Below are 15,544 nucleotides of genomic sequence, written 5' to 3'. Positions count from 1 at the left end.
TGTTGCACCGACTTTATTGACAGGCTAATGTTCCGTACCAAAGCACTAAACGTGGATTGGGCGTTTCTTGCTCGGTTTGTACAAAATCAATTCTAAAACTTGTATTGACCACCGCAAAAGGCACTTCCACTACAAAAACTTCATCGGGCTTTACATCATCAATTCCGTTGAGCATCGCTGTTACATTCCCTCGATTTCGAATAGTTAAATGATACACGCCACGCCCGTTTAATTCCTTTAAATTAAGGATGGTACTTTCTGTGATGGCAATAGCTGATATTGTTCCTTCTGCTTTATTCATATCCGTCAGTATCTATGACAAATAGAAAGTGTCCGTGAACAGGCGAAATTGCATCTGCTGGCGAAAATAGATTGATATATACTTTGCCGTTGGTATTAAAATTTACCTCCTTGTAAGCCTTTTGACCGCCTGCAATACCTTTTTCATAATCTCGAACGTCCACCGCTTCCAAAATTGGATTTCCTTGTGTGTCTTCTATGGAAAGGTTAATGTTTTGAGCGGGTAAATTTCCAAAGACAAAAAAGGCAACTCCAATACATTTTCCTTTGACAAGTTCCTTTGGTTCTTGCTTGCTTTTTGTACCTCTTGCAAGCAGTAAATTAACGCCTACATATTTTAGTTTTCTCTGATTCATATTCCCTGGTATTTAAAGCCTTTTTTAACAGGTAAAAAAGGCGTATTTAATTGCTTTTCTACTTTTTACTTGCCGATGTTTCAAAACCGATATAACGCACTTCTATAAAGGCAGCCTTTCCTACTGCAAGTCCTAAATCTCCGCCCGATGGTATACGGGTTTCAGCATTTAAAATTTTGTTGTCACGAAATAGTAAGAACTTGTTAAAGTTGTACTTGTAACTATCTGTGTTGACTGCATCAACGATGGATTTGATGGGTAAATCCATAATGATATTTGAATCAATTTTTTGGATGATCTGACCGTTTAAAAGCGTGGTAGGTAAATTGTTTGTATAATCTACGAGTCCACGTGAAGTTCCTATGTCAGCGACTCCGTAGGTTACACGAATAGCTGTGGCAACAAAATAGCGTCCTGTATCTAATTTGTTTCCATCAAAAAGATTTTCCCCGACTATTTTTTGCAATTCTTTTTCAAATAAATCGGGCGAACTTCCATTGGCTTGTAACTCCTGTCGAATATAAATTTCACTATCCTGTAATTTGATATTTCTGTTTTGAATGTTAGCCAACATGTCCGTTGAAAAGTTGCCACTTTCACTAGCTACACTTGATAGAAAGCTTAATACTTCTGCGTATAATTCTGTTTGTTTCATTTTTGTTTTTTTTAATATTTATGTTTTGTTGCAACGAATTGACGTTTTGTTGCTACTTTTTTAAGTCAATGGAAAATTAAGTTTACTACCGTGATTACTCGGCTGAAAACTTGCTGTTGTTCCTACTTGCCGTTGTGGCGTGAATCGGTAGCCCATGCCCATGCGTTTTTGAGTTTCAGTAGTTACAATCGCATCGCCACCGCCAGTTTCAAACATATCATGTATAAATTTGTTTGTGTCTGTTCCATCTGCTTCGGGCAATTCGGGCGTGCCTGCTTCGACAATAAAACGTTGCCATTGTCGTACACCTGCGCCTAAAAGTAGATTTCGTCCAATTCGTTTAATAATTGAATCACTTTTGATAAATGATGCACCTAAAAGTGCTAAGCTACCTGCTACTGCTTTTCGTGTTTTGGATTCATCAATAGGGATTGCTCCCTCAAGTCCCGAAGAAACGATACCTCCTACAATCAAGCTTCCTGCATCCATGGAGGTATATCCTAAATCCTTTCCATAATTTTTGAATTTCATAGTTTATATATTTATTTAATTAATACTCGTGTTTATGCTTTTGCGATGAGCGTTCCTATCACGGCTGTTGCCGTTAGTAAAAGCCCTGTATTCGATTTTTTCTTTGTGGGTGGACTCGGTGCGCCCGAACCATCGGTAATAACAGGCGATGTACTTGGGTCTATTGGCTGAGTTGGATTGCTTGGTGATGTGCCTGTTTTTGACTCCACATCAAAGACAGGATATACCGCCGTTGTGTTTTCTGACCACTCATGATCGTAACCCTCAAATACCCAAGCTGCTGCGGTAGTTTCTTGTCGTATTTCTGTGATGTTATACGTAAATCCAAGGGAGGAAACAATGCTTTCAAAAGCAGGAACAAGCGCATAGAATAACTCGTTGTATTGATCTAAGGCTAGGCGAGAACATCTTCGCCAATTCTCATTCACACGTAAAAACCAATACATGTCTCGGCATACAAAAACTGCCATCGCCAAAAAGTTGAGACGCTGATTTAATACACCCACCGTTGCTGCGGTTTGAATTTCTTGAAATAGATTTTGAAAATAAGGTGCTTGAATTTCTGCAATCTCTCCAGAGGTTGCCTGTGGCGTAAAAGTGGAGTTCCAACACGTAAGTTCAAAACCGTTGGCGAATATTGCGCCAAAGGTGTTGGAAAAGAAATCATCGCCTAAAATGGAACTAATTAAAATGTCCGCAGTCGGATCGCCTGTGGATGGGTTTGCGCCCATTCCAAAATTAGGTTTTGACTTTCGAATACGGGAAAAGGTCTTTGAAAAGTTGACAAATTCATTGTCAACATAAATTCCTTTGCTTGTAAATTTTAAGGTAGGATTATGACCGTACCAAAGCTTATCAAATATTTTTCCACGCAGTAAGTTACTACTATGTTCGGATGATGTGTATGGTGTTAGAATATTCAAAAAATCATCTACACGATGAAGTGATTCAGCTATTACTTTATTATAATCACTCTGACTAAGCTGTGTTACCGATTGTCCTTTATAGGCTGCTGAGAGTCCTACTGGGTTTGTGTTATTTTGGTACTGATTGTGATTGTTGCATCCGCACGATGGCGCAGAGAGTCCGACGTAGTTTAAATTTGCTTCTTCCATGAATGTATCGTCTTTTTTTAAATAGGGGAGTTCTACCATTGAGTTAATTGTGCCGTCTATGGTGTAATAGCCATTTTTTAGATTGCCTTGTTTCTGATCTTTTGGAACAACTACATACACGTGTGTAAATAGACTTGGATAATAGCTTGTCTGTTTGGTGCGTCTCAAATAATGCTTGATTCCTAAATTCAGCAGAATCGTAGAAGCGTTCAGACTAAAACTTTTGCAGTCGTTTCCTTCTTCGCGTGAAGCCCACATGCAATTCGGTGCTTTTAAGCGTTGCAGTTCTTTATCTATTTCATATTGAAAATGATTGAATAAAAACGTGTGTATGCGTTTTGTGGTTTCATGTAATGAGTAACCTCTAAACTCAGCTTGTGCAATGGCAGTAGATTCATGTTTGTGCTTTTTTGCCCATGCAGCAATGGTTTTCATACCATGCGCTGTTGTTCCTTTGCCTAATTGATTGGTACTGCAATTAGAAGGCGTGTAATAGCCATCGTATTGATATCCCGAAGCGATGTTTCGCTGCAAAGAGGTATTTATTTGTTGCCTTGTGATATTGCTCATTTTCAATGGTCATTTAAGTAGTTTCACAAAAACCAGAGTCACACTCAGAAAACATACTGTCCATTAGCGATAATTGTGGTTTCATCTTTGCAATCTGCGTGTAGCTTGCATCTTCTCGCCATGTTGTTTTGTTGCCCTTTGCTTGCGTCTTTTTGGCTTCCATGTTTGCAAACCATTGCATTTTATGTGGATGCTTGTCAAATTCATGACGTAGTAAAACAGGGTTGCGATGAAAACAACCAACGCAGTTATTGCGCTCAGCAAATCGCACGGGTTTCCCTTTCCAATACTCGTGTATCTGATCTCTGTAAATGCCGTCTTGTATGAGTGGAAAGTTTGGAACTTGATACGGGATAGATTCCCATTTTTGTTTGCCTTTAAAACGTCCTGTTTCGTGGATGCCGACTACGGTGTTGTATTCACAAAAACCAAATTCATTTTTCTTTTCTATGAGTTTTTTGGCACGGTTCATTTCGTTGGCACGATAGCCAATATTCATCATGACAGGCTCACTATAATTTGCTTGCCAATACTTAAAGATTGGGTCAATTTTGAGCCAAGTTGTACAAAAACGTCTCAGTTTATTGGGAAGTAAACCGCCTTTTTCGCTGATAACTTTATCAAATGTGATTCCTGTTACCCAATTGATTTTTCGTCCTAAGAATTGCTCTAAATCGAGTAAAGTGTAAATAATCGTATCATCTTCTGCGGTGGCAATAAAAGGTGCTTGAATACGATCTTCAACGAGTTGTCTTATTTTTTTATCGGGAAATAGGCAGTTTTTGTCCTCTATGCGAACCAATGAAAAGACCAAATCATCACACGGATACTTTGCGGCTAGGTATGCAGATGTTTTTCCGCCTGATACGGATGTGATGGTTTGAAGTCTTGACATGTTGTTGCTGTATTGTATTTTGATACAGCTAAATTGTCAAGAAAAAATATGTGTATGGACTGATAGGGTCGTATAACGACGGATAGGGTCTAATAATGTCGGATAGGGACGGATAAAGTTTGGGGAAATTATAAAAAAAGAAGAAATACTTAAAATTCATCACAAAAACGGCAAAAAGTGGCGAAAGATCACATGCTTTAATCATTTTCAAAAATAAAGTCACTAGTTGGTCAATATATCTTAATTTTAAGCGGTACTCTTTTTAAGATTAAATAGGAAAACTTAAAAGTAAGAAATCTTTAAATAGGCTAAGAATGTCTCGTTTTTTATAAAATTATAGAGTTGTACAAAGGTCACTGATGTTGTAAGTAGTGCTTTTTTTATTCAGCTTGTTTTTCCGATGTTTTTTTTAATTAAGATGTGAGCGTAGGCAAAAACATACTCTTTTGCAATTTTTGGCTTGTGTGGTGGCTGATGCGTATTGCGAATGTGTATGGCTTTGAGCGTTGGCTTTTTAAGTTATCATATTTAATTCTTTCTTTTTTCTTTCCACATATAAAACCACATCTTTTATTACCAGTTTTTTTATAGCTGAAATTAGGGTTTCCATTTTTTCATAGTCAGGTTTATCATTTTTGATAGGTAATTGAATGTATTTATTTTTTACAACATTCCATCCTCCTAATTTATTTTTATATGAATATATGGACAAATCGGTTACTTTATTAATACTTTGGACAGTAAATAAATACTGATTTGGCAATAATTTATCACCATTAAAAATCCATCGAATAGCATAGGCATCTGATAAAACCGTAAATTCATTTGATTGGAAGTAAGCTCGATAAATATCGCTATTTGAAGGAATCGAGATTACATTTTTTAAAATAGTTGCTCTGTCTTTAGGTGCAAAATAGTTTAAACCTTGGTTATTGAAACTAGATGTGAGACAAGGAAGTGTGTATTCACCTATTATTTGACTTGGTAAATCTTTCGCTTTAAAAGGTAACTTTTTTGTTTTTAATCTTTCAAATAGAGTTACCAGTTTAAATACGTCCCATTCAATATTATCATATTCCTTTATGGAATTTTGCTCATCTTTAGTAAGTTCATATTCTTTTAAACCTGAAGTCAATAAGTGTGAATCTAACTGCTCTATGCGTTCAACTTCTTGTTCTGCTATAATTGTTTCAATAATATCAAAATCAATTTGGTCACCTTTTAGAGGTAGTGATACAGTTTGCTCTTTTATAATATCAACGCTAAAACTATTGCTACCCCAAGAAAAAGAACTAAAAGCTCTCATCATTGTGGAAATAAAAAACTGAGCGTTATTTTTGGAAAAACGACTAAACTTCGATTTCAATATTTTGATTTTATCACCCGTGAAATATGGTGTTTCTTGGTAGTACATTGTTGCAGTATCTTGACCAAATGATATAGTATTACCATCGTTTAGAAACTCTACATTTTCGTTGATAAAACCTTTCTGCCCATTATTGGATCCCATTCTTACTACATAAGGATACTTTCCTTTTTTTAAAACAATGACTTTATTTGCGTCAAACCTTTTCTTATATGTAAGAACCTCAAATAAATCACCAATTTTAAATTCGCCCCACTTAATTTCACTTAACCTATTGCTAAGTGGGGAAACTACTTTCCCAGGCTGCCGTCTTGATTTTTTAATAGACTACTTACTTCCCAAGCCAAATAATCAGTTACGGTTTTCTTAAAATCTTGTAATGTTGGCTTAGTATCAATTGGTGCAGATTGATTCCAGTCTGTACCATTTTTAGGGTCAATAGTATTTTCATAATATTCTTTTTCGGTAAAAATTTTAAGTTTGCTTTTTCCAAAACGAACCAAATCTATAACTTCTTGATAGCGTTCTTTAGCTTGATCGGTATCTTTTAAATTGGTATTGGCTTTTTTCCGGTTTGACCTTGCATAACCATCATTGCTGAAATCAATAAACCTGACCATTTCATCTTTATGATGTTTTTCATTTACTTTAAAAACGTAAATATTAGTTTGAACACTAGACTTACCGATGAAAACGTCAATTGGCATTCTGATACTAGCTATTAGAGTATGTTTAGCTAAAATCCTTTTATTGTAGTCAATTGCCTTACCAGAACCAGCTGAATTTTGGATAATAATAGCTGCATAGCCTTTATTCATCATTCCTAGTGCTCTCTCAACAAAGTTCATTCCATTACCTAAAGCAGAATAAGGTGGGTTTAAAATAAAAGCATCCGCTGGAAATTTACTACCTGCTCTACCAAAACCATATTTTCCGTCAAAATCTTTAATAGAGTCAATATTCAAGATGTTAGAACTACCATCTCCCATAAGTATCATATTCAAAATTGCTAGCATATAGATATCTGGAAGCAATTCTAAACCAAGCAATTGTTCTGCTTTTATTTTTATTTCTTTTTGAGTACGTTCTTCAGGCGATTTAATATTGTTTTTAGCATCGTTTAGCATTTCATTCATTGCTGCAACTAATAAACCTGCCGAACCCGTTGCAAAATCCCATACAAAAGAGTCTTTATTTACTCTTGCTAATTTCACTAAAAGCGAAGCAACATAATTGGGCGTAAGCACAACATCATTTAACTTGTCTTGTGAAAAACCAAGCCAACTATACATTTCATTAAAAAGCTTTCCAGTAAAATCTGTCGTTAAACCTATTTTATAATAAATACCTAAATCATCAACAATTTTGGTGAATACTCTTTTAAGTTGACTTTCTCCATTTTCAACTTTGTTTATATTTTCTGTTGTCAAAGTATTATCTAAAGCTCTTGTAACAAATAGTTTCTTTTCACTAGGTATATCCTTAATGTCTAAAAATGCTTTTATTTTTCGCAATATAATATCGCCATCTTTATTACCTTTTTCTACAGATGATTTTAATTCAGACTTATCTAAAGCAGTAACTTTATTTGGCACTCCTATTGTTGCCATAATTGAGGCAGCAACTAAATAAACACGGTCTTTTTCACTAATTCCTTTTTCATTATCAAAAATATGCTGATTAAGTTTTGTTAGTGTTTGGTCAATTTCTTTTTCTCGCTGTTCTTTTAGTTTATCAAGTTCTTCTTGGGATAATTGAAGTTTTTTAACTTTCTCTATAAAAGCATCGAAATTCTTTGGTGCTAAAAAAGAAAGGTCTGAATAATCACCTACCTTTTGTCCTGCACCTAGATTGCTTTTGGAAATATAATAAACGCCAATTTCGTGACGAATTTTCCCTCTTTCGCTTTTGTAACCTGTCATTCCGATAGCGATAATATCGGTGTAATTTGTATGATGAAGCAAAGCATTTGCATAATGAACTGCACCATTTACAGCAAATGAATTAATGTTTTTAAAATTAGGTTCATTTTTAGTGTTTCTGTTTTCAACTTGTCCTTCTTTGTCAAGTTTCACGAGTTTGTCTTTATAACCTTTGTACTCTATAAGAATAGGGTAGTAGTCTAAATTTTTATTTTGGAGTAATATTTTAGCATCTGGTCGATTTGCGCCTGTTCCACCATTTTTAGTGAAGTAGTCAGAAAGTGCTTTGTCAATTTCAGCATTTACAGATTCTTGCTCTAGTTTATAAGGTAATTCATATGATTTTAGCCATCCGTTCGCTAAATCTGCAATATTTGGTTCTATTGATTGTGCCATGTGTTTTAGTTACTCTGTTAACTTACTTTTTTCTATGCTCTAAAGTTAAATTATTTAATCTTGTTTTTGGTCTATTCTGTTGGTTTTTCAATTAGTGTAAAAGTATTAACAATAGAAGCTTTTGTTCAAAACTCTTATTATTTTCCATAAAAGTAAAATAAAGATTAAATACATGAACTGTGTATTCTCATAATTTGCAAAATAAATATTTTAAAACGTTAGAAATTTAATTGAATTCAACCTCAAAACCAAAAAAAATCAAACACTTTTAAAACTTCATGTCTTAGTACCAATTTTCTTTTTTCGGCTTCTTTTTCTGAAATATTTCTACAACTAGACAATTAATTTATTCGTTGCTTCTCTGATATCTTGTTTAGCTATTTTCAACGGCTATATTAGTATTAAAAAAAACCTATATTTGTTAACTAAAATTTTAAAACATGAAATTCAATTTTTTAATCTTAGTAAGCTTTTGCATACTATCAACTCAAAATATTCTATCTCAAGAAAATAAAAGTAAAAAAGATATTATCGTATTTAATGATGGATCTATAAAAAAAGGGTATATAGATATCAGTTCTATATGGAGAAATTTTTCTTTAGATAAAAGAGTTGAACTTTGTGATAAAAAAGGTAATAATTGTGAAAAGTTTAAAAAGAAAGAAATAAAAGGAATGGTAAAATATAGTGATGAACCTTTTAAATATTTATATGTAATTGATGCACCTAAAGTTAGAGACTCTCTTCTTTTTAAAATACTATATTCCAAAAAGGGAAAATTACCAATTCCTGGAAGATTAATATATAGCGGTGAAAATTATGACTTTTATTATATTGAAGCTCATAGTTCAGATAGATATGTTCATTCTTACTTAAGTGTTACTAAAAAAGATAGTAAAGAAATTGTATTTAGTCATGCGTATAAATATAGTATGAGAAAAAGTCTTAAAACATTATATAAATATTTTGATAATTGTGATATACTAGAAAAAGATTCAAAAAAGAAAAATAGGTATTTAGAAGAAAATACTTCATTTGAATACTATTTTAAAATCATTGATAAATGTGCAGGATGATGATTTTCGGTAGTTCATTCAACTTCAAACCCAAAAAAGTCAAGCACTTTTAAAACCTCATGCCTTAGTATTAATTTCCTTTTTTTGGCTTCAACTTCAGATATTTTACGACAATCGGCAATGACTGTATTCATAACGATTCTAGCTTCTTTCCTTGAAATACCAAAAAGCATCCTGCGAAGTTCAACTTTCCCCATTGTTTGTATGTCTTCTTGTTTTATCATATTTCTGATTAAAGTTTAGTAATATTACTTTTTGTAAATAAATTCTTTAAATTAAATGTTAAATTTTGTAGGTTTTTTTAATAAATTTATTATCTTGATAAAATGTCATTTTATATAGACATATTAACAATAACAGTAGGTGTGTTTACTTTAATGGATTTCATGAGAAAAATATATTTATATTTCTTTCAAAAAGCCATTGAAGTTGAAGCTATATCTCATTCTACCCTGTCTAAAAAAAAAAATCATTTTTTTACGAAAACGTTTGAAATTTTTAAAAAATGTTAATTCTTGTCTATTTAGGTCATTTTTCATTACACCATAAATGTTAAAGGTTTAATTAATTGATATTTATTCAATTTTTTATAAAAAATAACATTATTCCTTTATTTAATTTTAAATTGATGTATAACTTTTAAACTTTAATTAATCTTTTCTTTTTAATAACACTCTTTTGTTTATCCAAACAACTTCGGTTTTCCTGCGGTTAGGTTGTCATACACATCAACTCTGAAAAATTGACCCCTATGAAGCTTTACAAGTCTATTTAGCATTTGTTGTGCTAGTAATCTTTCATCTTTAAACTTTCTGTCCTCAGCTTGAAAAGAGTAGTACACAGGATTTTGAATGTTTCCAAGTTTGTACGACATTAAAAATACCATCCGAAGTCGGGAACAGTTTCCACAAGCAGTTCTTGTTTTGTTGCTGCATTTACACGTTTTGTTGCTACTCATATAAATCAAATTCTTTGTTCGTTAATAAATTTAGCAATCTCGGTACTTCGCCAATGAAGTAATTCGGAATGCCTTTGTTGGTTTCTATGTATTTGTATACTTGTGGTAGTGCTATTTTTCCTTTGACATACAGTTTAACTTGATCTCTTACTTTTTCCTCGTTGGTTTTTTGTCTGCGTCTTGCGCCAGCTTTCCCTGCGTTTAGTTGCTTGCGTGTTGCACGTAAATCTTGATACTTTTGATATTGTTTTAGCCACTCCACCGTATAGGCAAATCCGCCCTCACTTGGAAGCTTACGTGTTGCATCAAAATAAATACACGGAAAATGTATGCGATACACCTTTTTGCTCTTAAAAAAACGTTTTGCACGACCAATACGGTAGACTAAAAAGCCAAACAGATACAACAATGTTTCCTTTCGTGGAATGCTTCCGTTTGGATTACGCAAGTACTCATCATCAATTTGAATGTATGCTTTGTGCCAACTTCCGTAATACACATTTTTACCTTTCCAAATCGGCGCAGCTATTTTGATAAATAGCTGCAACAAAAGTTCTCTAAATTCTTCTTTGGACATTACGCCGTTTATAGATTCCGTGTCCAAACGTCTGGTCATGTTGGAAGACGAAAAGCTGTAATTGTCATAATGATGGGCGGTTAGTGCGTTTAAAAAAACGGTTTTGTATAAGATTTGATTTCTCAAATACTCTGACAACTCATTTTTTGGGAAATTTTCGCCGCCGCTTAGTTTGCTAGCGTTTTGATTGGAAATTTTTTGATGATTATCATTTGTGGTGTTCTTGTAAGTGTTCTTGTTTTTGCTGCTATTTTCAGCAGCAAATGAAACCACTTCCTTATCATGGGAATGGTTATCAACATTCCCTACTTTTTTTATTATTTCTTTAGTAAAAGTTCTTGTATCTACACTATTATAAGGAACTTTTTTCCTAAAAAGATCGCTAACTTGTTGATTTTCAGTAACGGATTTTCGGTTGTCACGAAAGACAAAAATCGCTTCATTTATAAAGTAATGAACAGGCTTTTTAGAGCCTTTAAATTGGTATTTAACCAGTACACCTGCTTTTCGTAATCTATGTATATGATTGCGAATGGTGCGAGAAGAATATAGTATTCTTTTCTCTCCTTGTTTTTTAAAATTGGATATTGCGGTAGAGGTTATTTGCGCTTTTGGAAAAGAAACATTCACATCGCTTCCAAGACTTTTTAGATGTTCTCTAAGTTCAGCTAATTGCTTGGCGTAAAGCCATAAAATTACTTCAAATATACTTTCTTGTGGTTGCTTCACTTCTTGATGATTTTTTTTCTTTAAAAAAAGCATACCGCCGTTGGTTGTTTCAACAAGGGCGTTGTATTCAAGGATGGACAACCATTTGTGTTGCGTATCATTTGTTTGTAGCTTTTCAAAATCTTTTTGTGCAATGACTGTTTGTTGCGATAGTTTATAGCACTGTATAAATGATGCAACGGTGTTATTATATTCCTTTACAGCCTTATTCAAACTCGGAACTTTTGCATTGTAAGTGTTTATATAAATGCGATAGCGTTGCATTGTTTCTGCTTTATCTTCCGATAGGAAATACGGACATTGGATAGCGTTTGGTATGTGATTACTTATTAATTGCATGAAGCATACATTTAGCGGTTAAACAATCGTAAGTATCTTCTTTTTGATAAGAGTTTGTGAGCGATTCATATGCAACACCGTACATATTTAGCACAATGCTATGAAATACAGTTGTTCTGTGTATTTTGACAAATTCGTCATCGGTTTTTGCAACATGTATCATAAATTCAATATGACCTACGTATTTACTAATGAGAATGTCAAAGAATGAATCTATGGTTTGGAGTGCCATAAAATCTATTAATTCTTTTTTAGTAAACCCGAATGCAGCAAAGTGATTTTTATACATAATAGCGCACGCTTTTGGTGCTGTTAATTTGTTCGTAGTCATGTATCGAAATTATTAACGTGAATAGTCACAAGCGTTTTTAAACAAACGCCTGTGAAATTCACTTCTTTAGATGAATTGCTCATCATTCGTGGCTTTTTCTAAATCATTGTTGCTTACAATTTGTCCTTTGGATAACACGCTAAAGCCGTCTCGTGTCATTCCGTTGGCTTGTTTACCAAACCCTTTGTAATCTCTTAACTGGTTTTTAATGCTAATTCTGAGTTTAATTCTACGTTTTGTTGCCATGTATTGTTAATTTTAATCGTTATTTATATAAGTAGCAAGGATACTGTCCATTGCTTCTTCAAGTGATATTATTTTCTTTTTCTTACTGACTTTTTTTTGATTTGGTTGCTTTATTCCCAACATTTTATATAGTATTGGCAACTCATCTTTCGAGAGTGCCTGTATTACATTATATGCGGTTGCTGCTTTCAATAGTGTTCAGTAAAAATAGTTCTACTATTTATTTGATGTAGGATTTAACCTATTTGTATTATTCTAATTGCATTTAAAATCATATATTTGTTTCGAAATAAAGACTATAATTAGAATTATTTAGTCAAATATAGAATAATTTAGAATTAAATAGAATATTTATTCTAAATTTAACATTTTCCTGTATGATTGAATTTAAAGAAGCGTTGGAGTATTTAAAGAAGCGTGAAGTGACTGCCAATGAATTGGCTAATCATTCAAAACTTAGTGCGGGTTCACTTTTTAAGGTTTTAGATGGCACTACAAAAAAACCTAGAAGAAATACCAAAGATGCGGTTATTGCCTATGCTAAGGTTTTAATGGAAAAGAATAAGGAAGTTTTCGATGGACATACTTTATCTAGTAGTGATAAAAGTATACTTGATAAGAAAGATAAAAATTATATTAAAAAATTAGCATTAGAGGTTCGTGCTAATAAAGAAGCGTTGCTAGCTGAACAATCATTTAGAGACATGATTTATATCGAAGCTTTGAAAATGGCATTGCTTGCTAAAGATGGGGAAAGTATAAGCATGCAAAAATTGATGAATTTAAACAAATAGTGATTATCATTCTTCTTCATCTATGATGTTATCAAACGACACGTGAAACGATAGTTGTTTATTAATTGCGTCCACATACATATCAAAAGGAATGTCGTCAGAACTCATTTTTTTAAACAATTCCTGTATTTCTTTTTGATCTTGAATCCTTATATTTTCTTCTAAGGCATCAAGTTTTCGTTGTATGTTTTTTTTCTTTGACTTTTTATTTTCTTTCATATTCAAGCAAACAATCATTTCGAATGATTGTCCAAGATTTATGAAATCAGCTTGGGGAAGCTTTATAGAACAACTTTCATAGAAAACAAAAGTAAAATATGATTCCTTGTTTTTACGGGAAACCGTACTAAAGTTGCGTTAAAACTTAACGTCAATTTTTATGCCATATTGCATCTTAAAATTCAATAGTATAAATATCTCCGTAATCTTCTGGCAAAGTTGCACCAATATCACGCAAGTAATTTTTAAGTCCTGCAATGGATTTGTGTCTAGTGATTGACATTAAGCGGAAAAGAATTTGATCGTGTGGCATTTTTTGATCTCTCAGCGACTTAAAAATATTAATTGCAGCTGTATGTCTAAATGAATACAAAGTATGTTCCATATCGAGTCCTAGTGGCTCTCTAACATTTGTGTGAAATCGTTTTGAGAAATATCCCGATTTGTTGTCTTCATCAATATCCCATGCAGCAGGATGACCAAATCGTGTAATTAGATAATCATTACGATCATATTTTTCAATATTCATTGCTCGTATGATATCTTCCAATTCTTTTATGATTGGAATCGCTGTTTGTGATTCTACTTTTGTACCAATAAAAATTCGTTTCGAATCCAAATCGATATCCTTGATTTTAATATTACACACTTCTTTATTTCTTAAAAAGGCATACGACATAAATTGAATAAATATTCTTAAGTACGAATCATTCGTATCTAAATGCTTGCGAATTTTTTCTACTTGCTTGTTTGAGAAAGGTTTATTTTTCTTTGGCGTACTTTTCTTTTGTTTTATTGTGCCAATAAAGTTGCTAGGAATAATTCCATCATTCTCTAATACGGTAAATAATGAGGATAGGGTAGCCCTGTAATTATTTTTTGTTTTCGCTGCTAGTGGCTTGGATTTTTCAGCTTTATTTTTTGGCTTTGTTCTCAGTTCATTCAAAAAAGACGTTATGTGGTTTCTTTTCAATTCACTAATATCTTTATGCAATACCTCATTTTCTGTGAGCCATTCAACAAATCTAGTATAGTGACCTTTCATTGAACCTGCTGTTTTTTTCGCCCAGTCTGGTTCTCGTTGCTTTAATGCAAAAGCAAGTGCTTCTTTTATTGTGTAGCCTGTATTTGGAGTTGCAACGTGTATTACTTTTTCAGTTGTATCGTTTGAACCTTGAAGTTTTTCTTGACGTTCTTTGTTTTGTTGATTAGTATCATAGGGAGAAAATCCATCTTTTAATAATTTGAGTAATGCTTTGCGATATGTATTTAGAAAATCCATTCGTTCAGCTCTATTTTTTAACCTATTTGCGCCTTTGAAGATCGGTTTTTGTTTCTTCATTTTCCCATCTTCGGGATTTCTGTAATAGAAATAGACATACCAACGCTTTGAAAGATCGCCTTTTGCGTCATATATTTTAGGCTCTGAATAATTTTGTTTTGCCATAGAAATATACTCGTTTACATACTCGTTTGTTAAAATTTGCTCAAATGTAGGCATAAAAAAACGGTTTTCCAAAGTGGAAAACCGTATAAACACTGACTTTATCTGTTGTAGCGAGAACGAGAATTGAACTCGTGACCTCCGGGTTATGAATCCGACGCTCTAACCAACTGAGCTACCTCGCCTGCTTTGCGGCTGCAAATATATAAACATTTTATTTCAGAGCAAATAATACACGATTTTTATTTTTTTTATTCTTTTCCTTTTAAACTAAGCAATTAAATGTATATATTGTCAACAACATAATTATTAATGAAGCATGTCAGATAAAATTAAATACGAAATAGAATTCCCTATACAATCCTCTCCACAGCTTTTGTTTCAATACCTATCAACGCCTTCAGGATTGTCTGAATGGTTTGCAGATAACGTAAATTCAAGAGGAGAGTTTTTTACGTTTATATGGGATGATAGTGAAGAAACGGCGAAGCTCTTAGGTAAAAAGAATAATGAGCGTATTCGTTTCCGATGGGAAGAAGAAGAAGACTCTTCGTGTTATTTTGAAATGAAGATCGTAGTCGATGAAATTACCAAAGATGTATCTATAATTGTTACCGATCACGCAGATGAAGATGAAGTAGATGAAGGTAAAATGTTGTGGGAGAACCAAATAGGAAGCCTCAAACAAGTTTTAGGATCACGCTAAGAAAAACATTTATAAAAAC

At 33.1% G+C, this 15,544-nt stretch carries 19 protein-coding genes and 1 tRNA gene; 3 read left to right on the top strand and 17 right to left on the bottom strand.

The genetic code is table 11. The features are described from left to right. Nucleotides 1–13: 13 nt before the first annotated feature. The 8 genes from IMCC3317_RS05335 to IMCC3317_RS05300 all read right to left on the bottom strand — a co-directional run bounded on the left by IMCC3317_RS05335 (nt 14) and on the right by IMCC3317_RS05300 (nt 8,106). Nucleotides 14–301 carry a hypothetical protein gene (locus IMCC3317_RS05335; RefSeq protein WP_160128476.1) on the bottom strand — a complete coding sequence of 96 codons (288 nt, stop codon included), beginning with the start codon at nt 299–301 and terminating at the stop codon, nt 14–16. After that, a complete protein-coding gene (locus tag IMCC3317_RS05330) occupies nt 294–656 on the bottom strand; it encodes a hypothetical protein (RefSeq protein WP_160128475.1) in 363 nt (120 codons plus the stop codon). Before IMCC3317_RS05330 ends, IMCC3317_RS05335 begins: the two co-directional genes overlap by 8 nt. A 58-nt stretch (nt 657–714) precedes the next feature. After that, nucleotides 715–1,311, bottom strand: a complete 597-nt coding sequence (locus IMCC3317_RS05325) for a hypothetical protein (RefSeq protein ID WP_160128474.1) — start codon at nt 1,309–1,311, stop codon at nt 715–717. Between the two features lie 60 nt (nt 1,312–1,371). Further along, entirely contained in the window at nt 1,372–1,842 is a 471-nt protein-coding gene (locus IMCC3317_RS05320) for a hypothetical protein (protein WP_160128473.1), read from the bottom strand. A gap of 32 nt (nt 1,843–1,874) precedes the next feature. Further along, complete coding sequence (locus IMCC3317_RS05315) at nt 1,875–3,527, bottom strand: hypothetical protein (RefSeq protein WP_160128472.1); 1,653 nt, start codon at nt 3,525–3,527, stop codon at nt 1,875–1,877. A 13-nt stretch (nt 3,528–3,540) separates the two neighbouring features. After that, nucleotides 3,541–4,422 (bottom strand): hypothetical protein, encoded by an 882-nt coding sequence (locus tag IMCC3317_RS05310; RefSeq protein ID WP_160128471.1) that lies wholly within the window; start codon nt 4,420–4,422, stop codon nt 3,541–3,543. A gap of 514 nt (nt 4,423–4,936) precedes the next feature. Then, nucleotides 4,937–6,049: a restriction endonuclease subunit S gene (locus IMCC3317_RS05305; protein WP_160131867.1), complete on the bottom strand. Its 1,113-nt coding sequence runs from the start codon at nt 6,047–6,049 to the stop codon at nt 4,937–4,939. 29 nt (nt 6,050–6,078) lie between these two features. Beyond that, a complete protein-coding gene (locus IMCC3317_RS05300) occupies nt 6,079–8,106 on the bottom strand; it encodes an HsdM family class I SAM-dependent methyltransferase (RefSeq protein WP_160128470.1) in 2,028 nt (675 codons plus the stop codon). 440 nt (nt 8,107–8,546) lie between these two features. Here IMCC3317_RS05300 and IMCC3317_RS05295 point away from each other — a divergent pair, with 440 nt between their 5' ends. Next, entirely contained in the window at nt 8,547–9,182 is a 636-nt protein-coding gene (locus IMCC3317_RS05295; protein ID WP_160128469.1) for a hypothetical protein, read from the top strand. Between the two features lie 14 nt (nt 9,183–9,196). Here the strand turns inward: IMCC3317_RS05295 and IMCC3317_RS05290 are convergent, their stop codons facing one another. The 6 genes from IMCC3317_RS05290 to IMCC3317_RS05265 all read right to left on the bottom strand — a co-directional run bounded on the left by IMCC3317_RS05290 (nt 9,197) and on the right by IMCC3317_RS05265 (nt 12,554). Beyond that, nucleotides 9,197–9,406 (bottom strand): hypothetical protein, encoded by a 210-nt coding sequence (locus IMCC3317_RS05290; RefSeq protein WP_160128468.1) that lies wholly within the window; start codon nt 9,404–9,406, stop codon nt 9,197–9,199. A gap of 458 nt (nt 9,407–9,864) precedes the next feature. Further along, nucleotides 9,865–10,140 (bottom strand): hypothetical protein, encoded by a 276-nt coding sequence (locus IMCC3317_RS05285; protein ID WP_160128467.1) that lies wholly within the window; start codon nt 10,138–10,140, stop codon nt 9,865–9,867. Next, nucleotides 10,133–11,785: a hypothetical protein gene (locus IMCC3317_RS05280; RefSeq protein WP_160128466.1), complete on the bottom strand. Its 1,653-nt coding sequence runs from the start codon at nt 11,783–11,785 to the stop codon at nt 10,133–10,135. The genes IMCC3317_RS05285 and IMCC3317_RS05280 overlap by 8 nt, the downstream gene beginning before the upstream one ends. Then, entirely contained in the window at nt 11,769–12,116 is a 348-nt protein-coding gene (locus tag IMCC3317_RS05275; RefSeq protein WP_160128465.1) for a hypothetical protein, read from the bottom strand. Before IMCC3317_RS05275 ends, IMCC3317_RS05280 begins: the two co-directional genes overlap by 17 nt. Nucleotides 12,117–12,182: 66 nt before the next feature. Continuing rightward, nucleotides 12,183–12,362, bottom strand: coding sequence for a hypothetical protein (locus tag IMCC3317_RS05270; protein ID WP_160128464.1), 180 nt, complete (start codon nt 12,360–12,362; stop codon nt 12,183–12,185). 12 nt (nt 12,363–12,374) lie between these two features. Then, nucleotides 12,375–12,554, bottom strand: a complete 180-nt coding sequence (locus tag IMCC3317_RS05265; RefSeq protein ID WP_160128463.1) for a hypothetical protein — start codon at nt 12,552–12,554, stop codon at nt 12,375–12,377. Nucleotides 12,555–12,739: 185 nt separating this feature from the next. On the opposite strand from IMCC3317_RS05265, the gene IMCC3317_RS05260 reads away from it, so the two are divergent. Further along, the gene (locus IMCC3317_RS05260) at nt 12,740–13,156 is read left to right on the top strand and encodes a hypothetical protein (RefSeq protein WP_160128462.1); all 417 of its coding nucleotides are present in this window, start codon (nt 12,740–12,742) and stop codon (nt 13,154–13,156) included. A 6-nt stretch (nt 13,157–13,162) separates the two neighbouring features. Here IMCC3317_RS05260 and IMCC3317_RS05255 read toward each other — a convergent pair whose 3' ends face one another. From IMCC3317_RS05255 to IMCC3317_RS05245, 3 genes are all read right to left on the bottom strand, one after another. Further along, entirely contained in the window at nt 13,163–13,375 is a 213-nt protein-coding gene (locus IMCC3317_RS05255; protein WP_160128461.1) for a hypothetical protein, read from the bottom strand. Between the two features lie 175 nt (nt 13,376–13,550). After that, nucleotides 13,551–14,876 (bottom strand): tyrosine-type recombinase/integrase, encoded by a 1,326-nt coding sequence (locus IMCC3317_RS05250; protein WP_160128460.1) that lies wholly within the window; start codon nt 14,874–14,876, stop codon nt 13,551–13,553. 54 nt (nt 14,877–14,930) lie between these two features. Then, a tRNA-Met gene (locus tag IMCC3317_RS05245) sits at nt 14,931–15,004 on the bottom strand. Nucleotides 15,005–15,138: 134 nt separating this feature from the next. On the opposite strand from IMCC3317_RS05245, the gene IMCC3317_RS05240 reads away from it, so the two are divergent. Then, complete coding sequence (locus IMCC3317_RS05240) at nt 15,139–15,525, top strand: START-like domain-containing protein (protein ID WP_160128459.1); 387 nt, start codon at nt 15,139–15,141, stop codon at nt 15,523–15,525. Nucleotides 15,526–15,544: the final 19 nt, after the last annotated feature.

It is taken from the genome of Kordia antarctica (genome assembly GCF_009901525.1).
In the GTDB taxonomy this organism is placed as follows: domain Bacteria; phylum Bacteroidota; class Bacteroidia; order Flavobacteriales; family Flavobacteriaceae; genus Kordia; species Kordia antarctica.
Note: the sequence above shows the minus strand (reverse complement) of the source record. Positions and strands in the feature narration are given on the sequence as shown.

Bases quoted from the DNA above. Each gene is read 5' to 3' on its own strand.
- IMCC3317_RS05335 (WP_160128476.1), bottom strand. From the start codon at position 301: ATGAATAAAGCAGAAGGAACAATATCAGCTATTGCCATCACAGAAAGT.
- IMCC3317_RS05330 (WP_160128475.1), bottom strand. From the start codon at position 656: ATGAATCAGAGAAAACTAAAATATGTAGGCGTTAATTTACTGCTTGCA.
- IMCC3317_RS05325 (WP_160128474.1), bottom strand. From the start codon at position 1,311: ATGAAACAAACAGAATTATACGCAGAAGTATTAAGCTTTCTATCAAGT.
- IMCC3317_RS05320 (WP_160128473.1), bottom strand. From the start codon at position 1,842: ATGAAATTCAAAAATTATGGAAAGGATTTAGGATATACCTCCATGGAT.
- IMCC3317_RS05315 (WP_160128472.1), bottom strand. From the start codon at position 3,527: ATGAGCAATATCACAAGGCAACAAATAAATACCTCTTTGCAGCGAAAC.
- IMCC3317_RS05310 (WP_160128471.1), bottom strand. From the start codon at position 4,422: ATGTCAAGACTTCAAACCATCACATCCGTATCAGGCGGAAAAACATCT.
- IMCC3317_RS05300 (WP_160128470.1), bottom strand. From the start codon at position 8,106: ATGGCACAATCAATAGAACCAAATATTGCAGATTTAGCGAACGGATGG.
- IMCC3317_RS05295 (WP_160128469.1), top strand. From the start codon at position 8,547: ATGAAATTCAATTTTTTAATCTTAGTAAGCTTTTGCATACTATCAACT.
- IMCC3317_RS05290 (WP_160128468.1), bottom strand. From the start codon at position 9,406: ATGATAAAACAAGAAGACATACAAACAATGGGGAAAGTTGAACTTCGC.
- IMCC3317_RS05285 (WP_160128467.1), bottom strand. From the start codon at position 10,140: ATGAGTAGCAACAAAACGTGTAAATGCAGCAACAAAACAAGAACTGCT.
- IMCC3317_RS05280 (WP_160128466.1), bottom strand. From the start codon at position 11,785: ATGCAATTAATAAGTAATCACATACCAAACGCTATCCAATGTCCGTAT.
- IMCC3317_RS05275 (WP_160128465.1), bottom strand. From the start codon at position 12,116: ATGACTACGAACAAATTAACAGCACCAAAAGCGTGCGCTATTATGTAT.
- IMCC3317_RS05270 (WP_160128464.1), bottom strand. From the start codon at position 12,362: ATGGCAACAAAACGTAGAATTAAACTCAGAATTAGCATTAAAAACCAG.
- IMCC3317_RS05260 (WP_160128462.1), top strand. From the start codon at position 12,740: ATGATTGAATTTAAAGAAGCGTTGGAGTATTTAAAGAAGCGTGAAGTG.
- IMCC3317_RS05255 (WP_160128461.1), bottom strand. From the start codon at position 13,375: ATGAAAGAAAATAAAAAGTCAAAGAAAAAAAACATACAACGAAAACTT.
- IMCC3317_RS05250 (WP_160128460.1), bottom strand. From the start codon at position 14,876: ATGCCTACATTTGAGCAAATTTTAACAAACGAGTATGTAAACGAGTAT.
- IMCC3317_RS05240 (WP_160128459.1), top strand. From the start codon at position 15,139: ATGTCAGATAAAATTAAATACGAAATAGAATTCCCTATACAATCCTCT.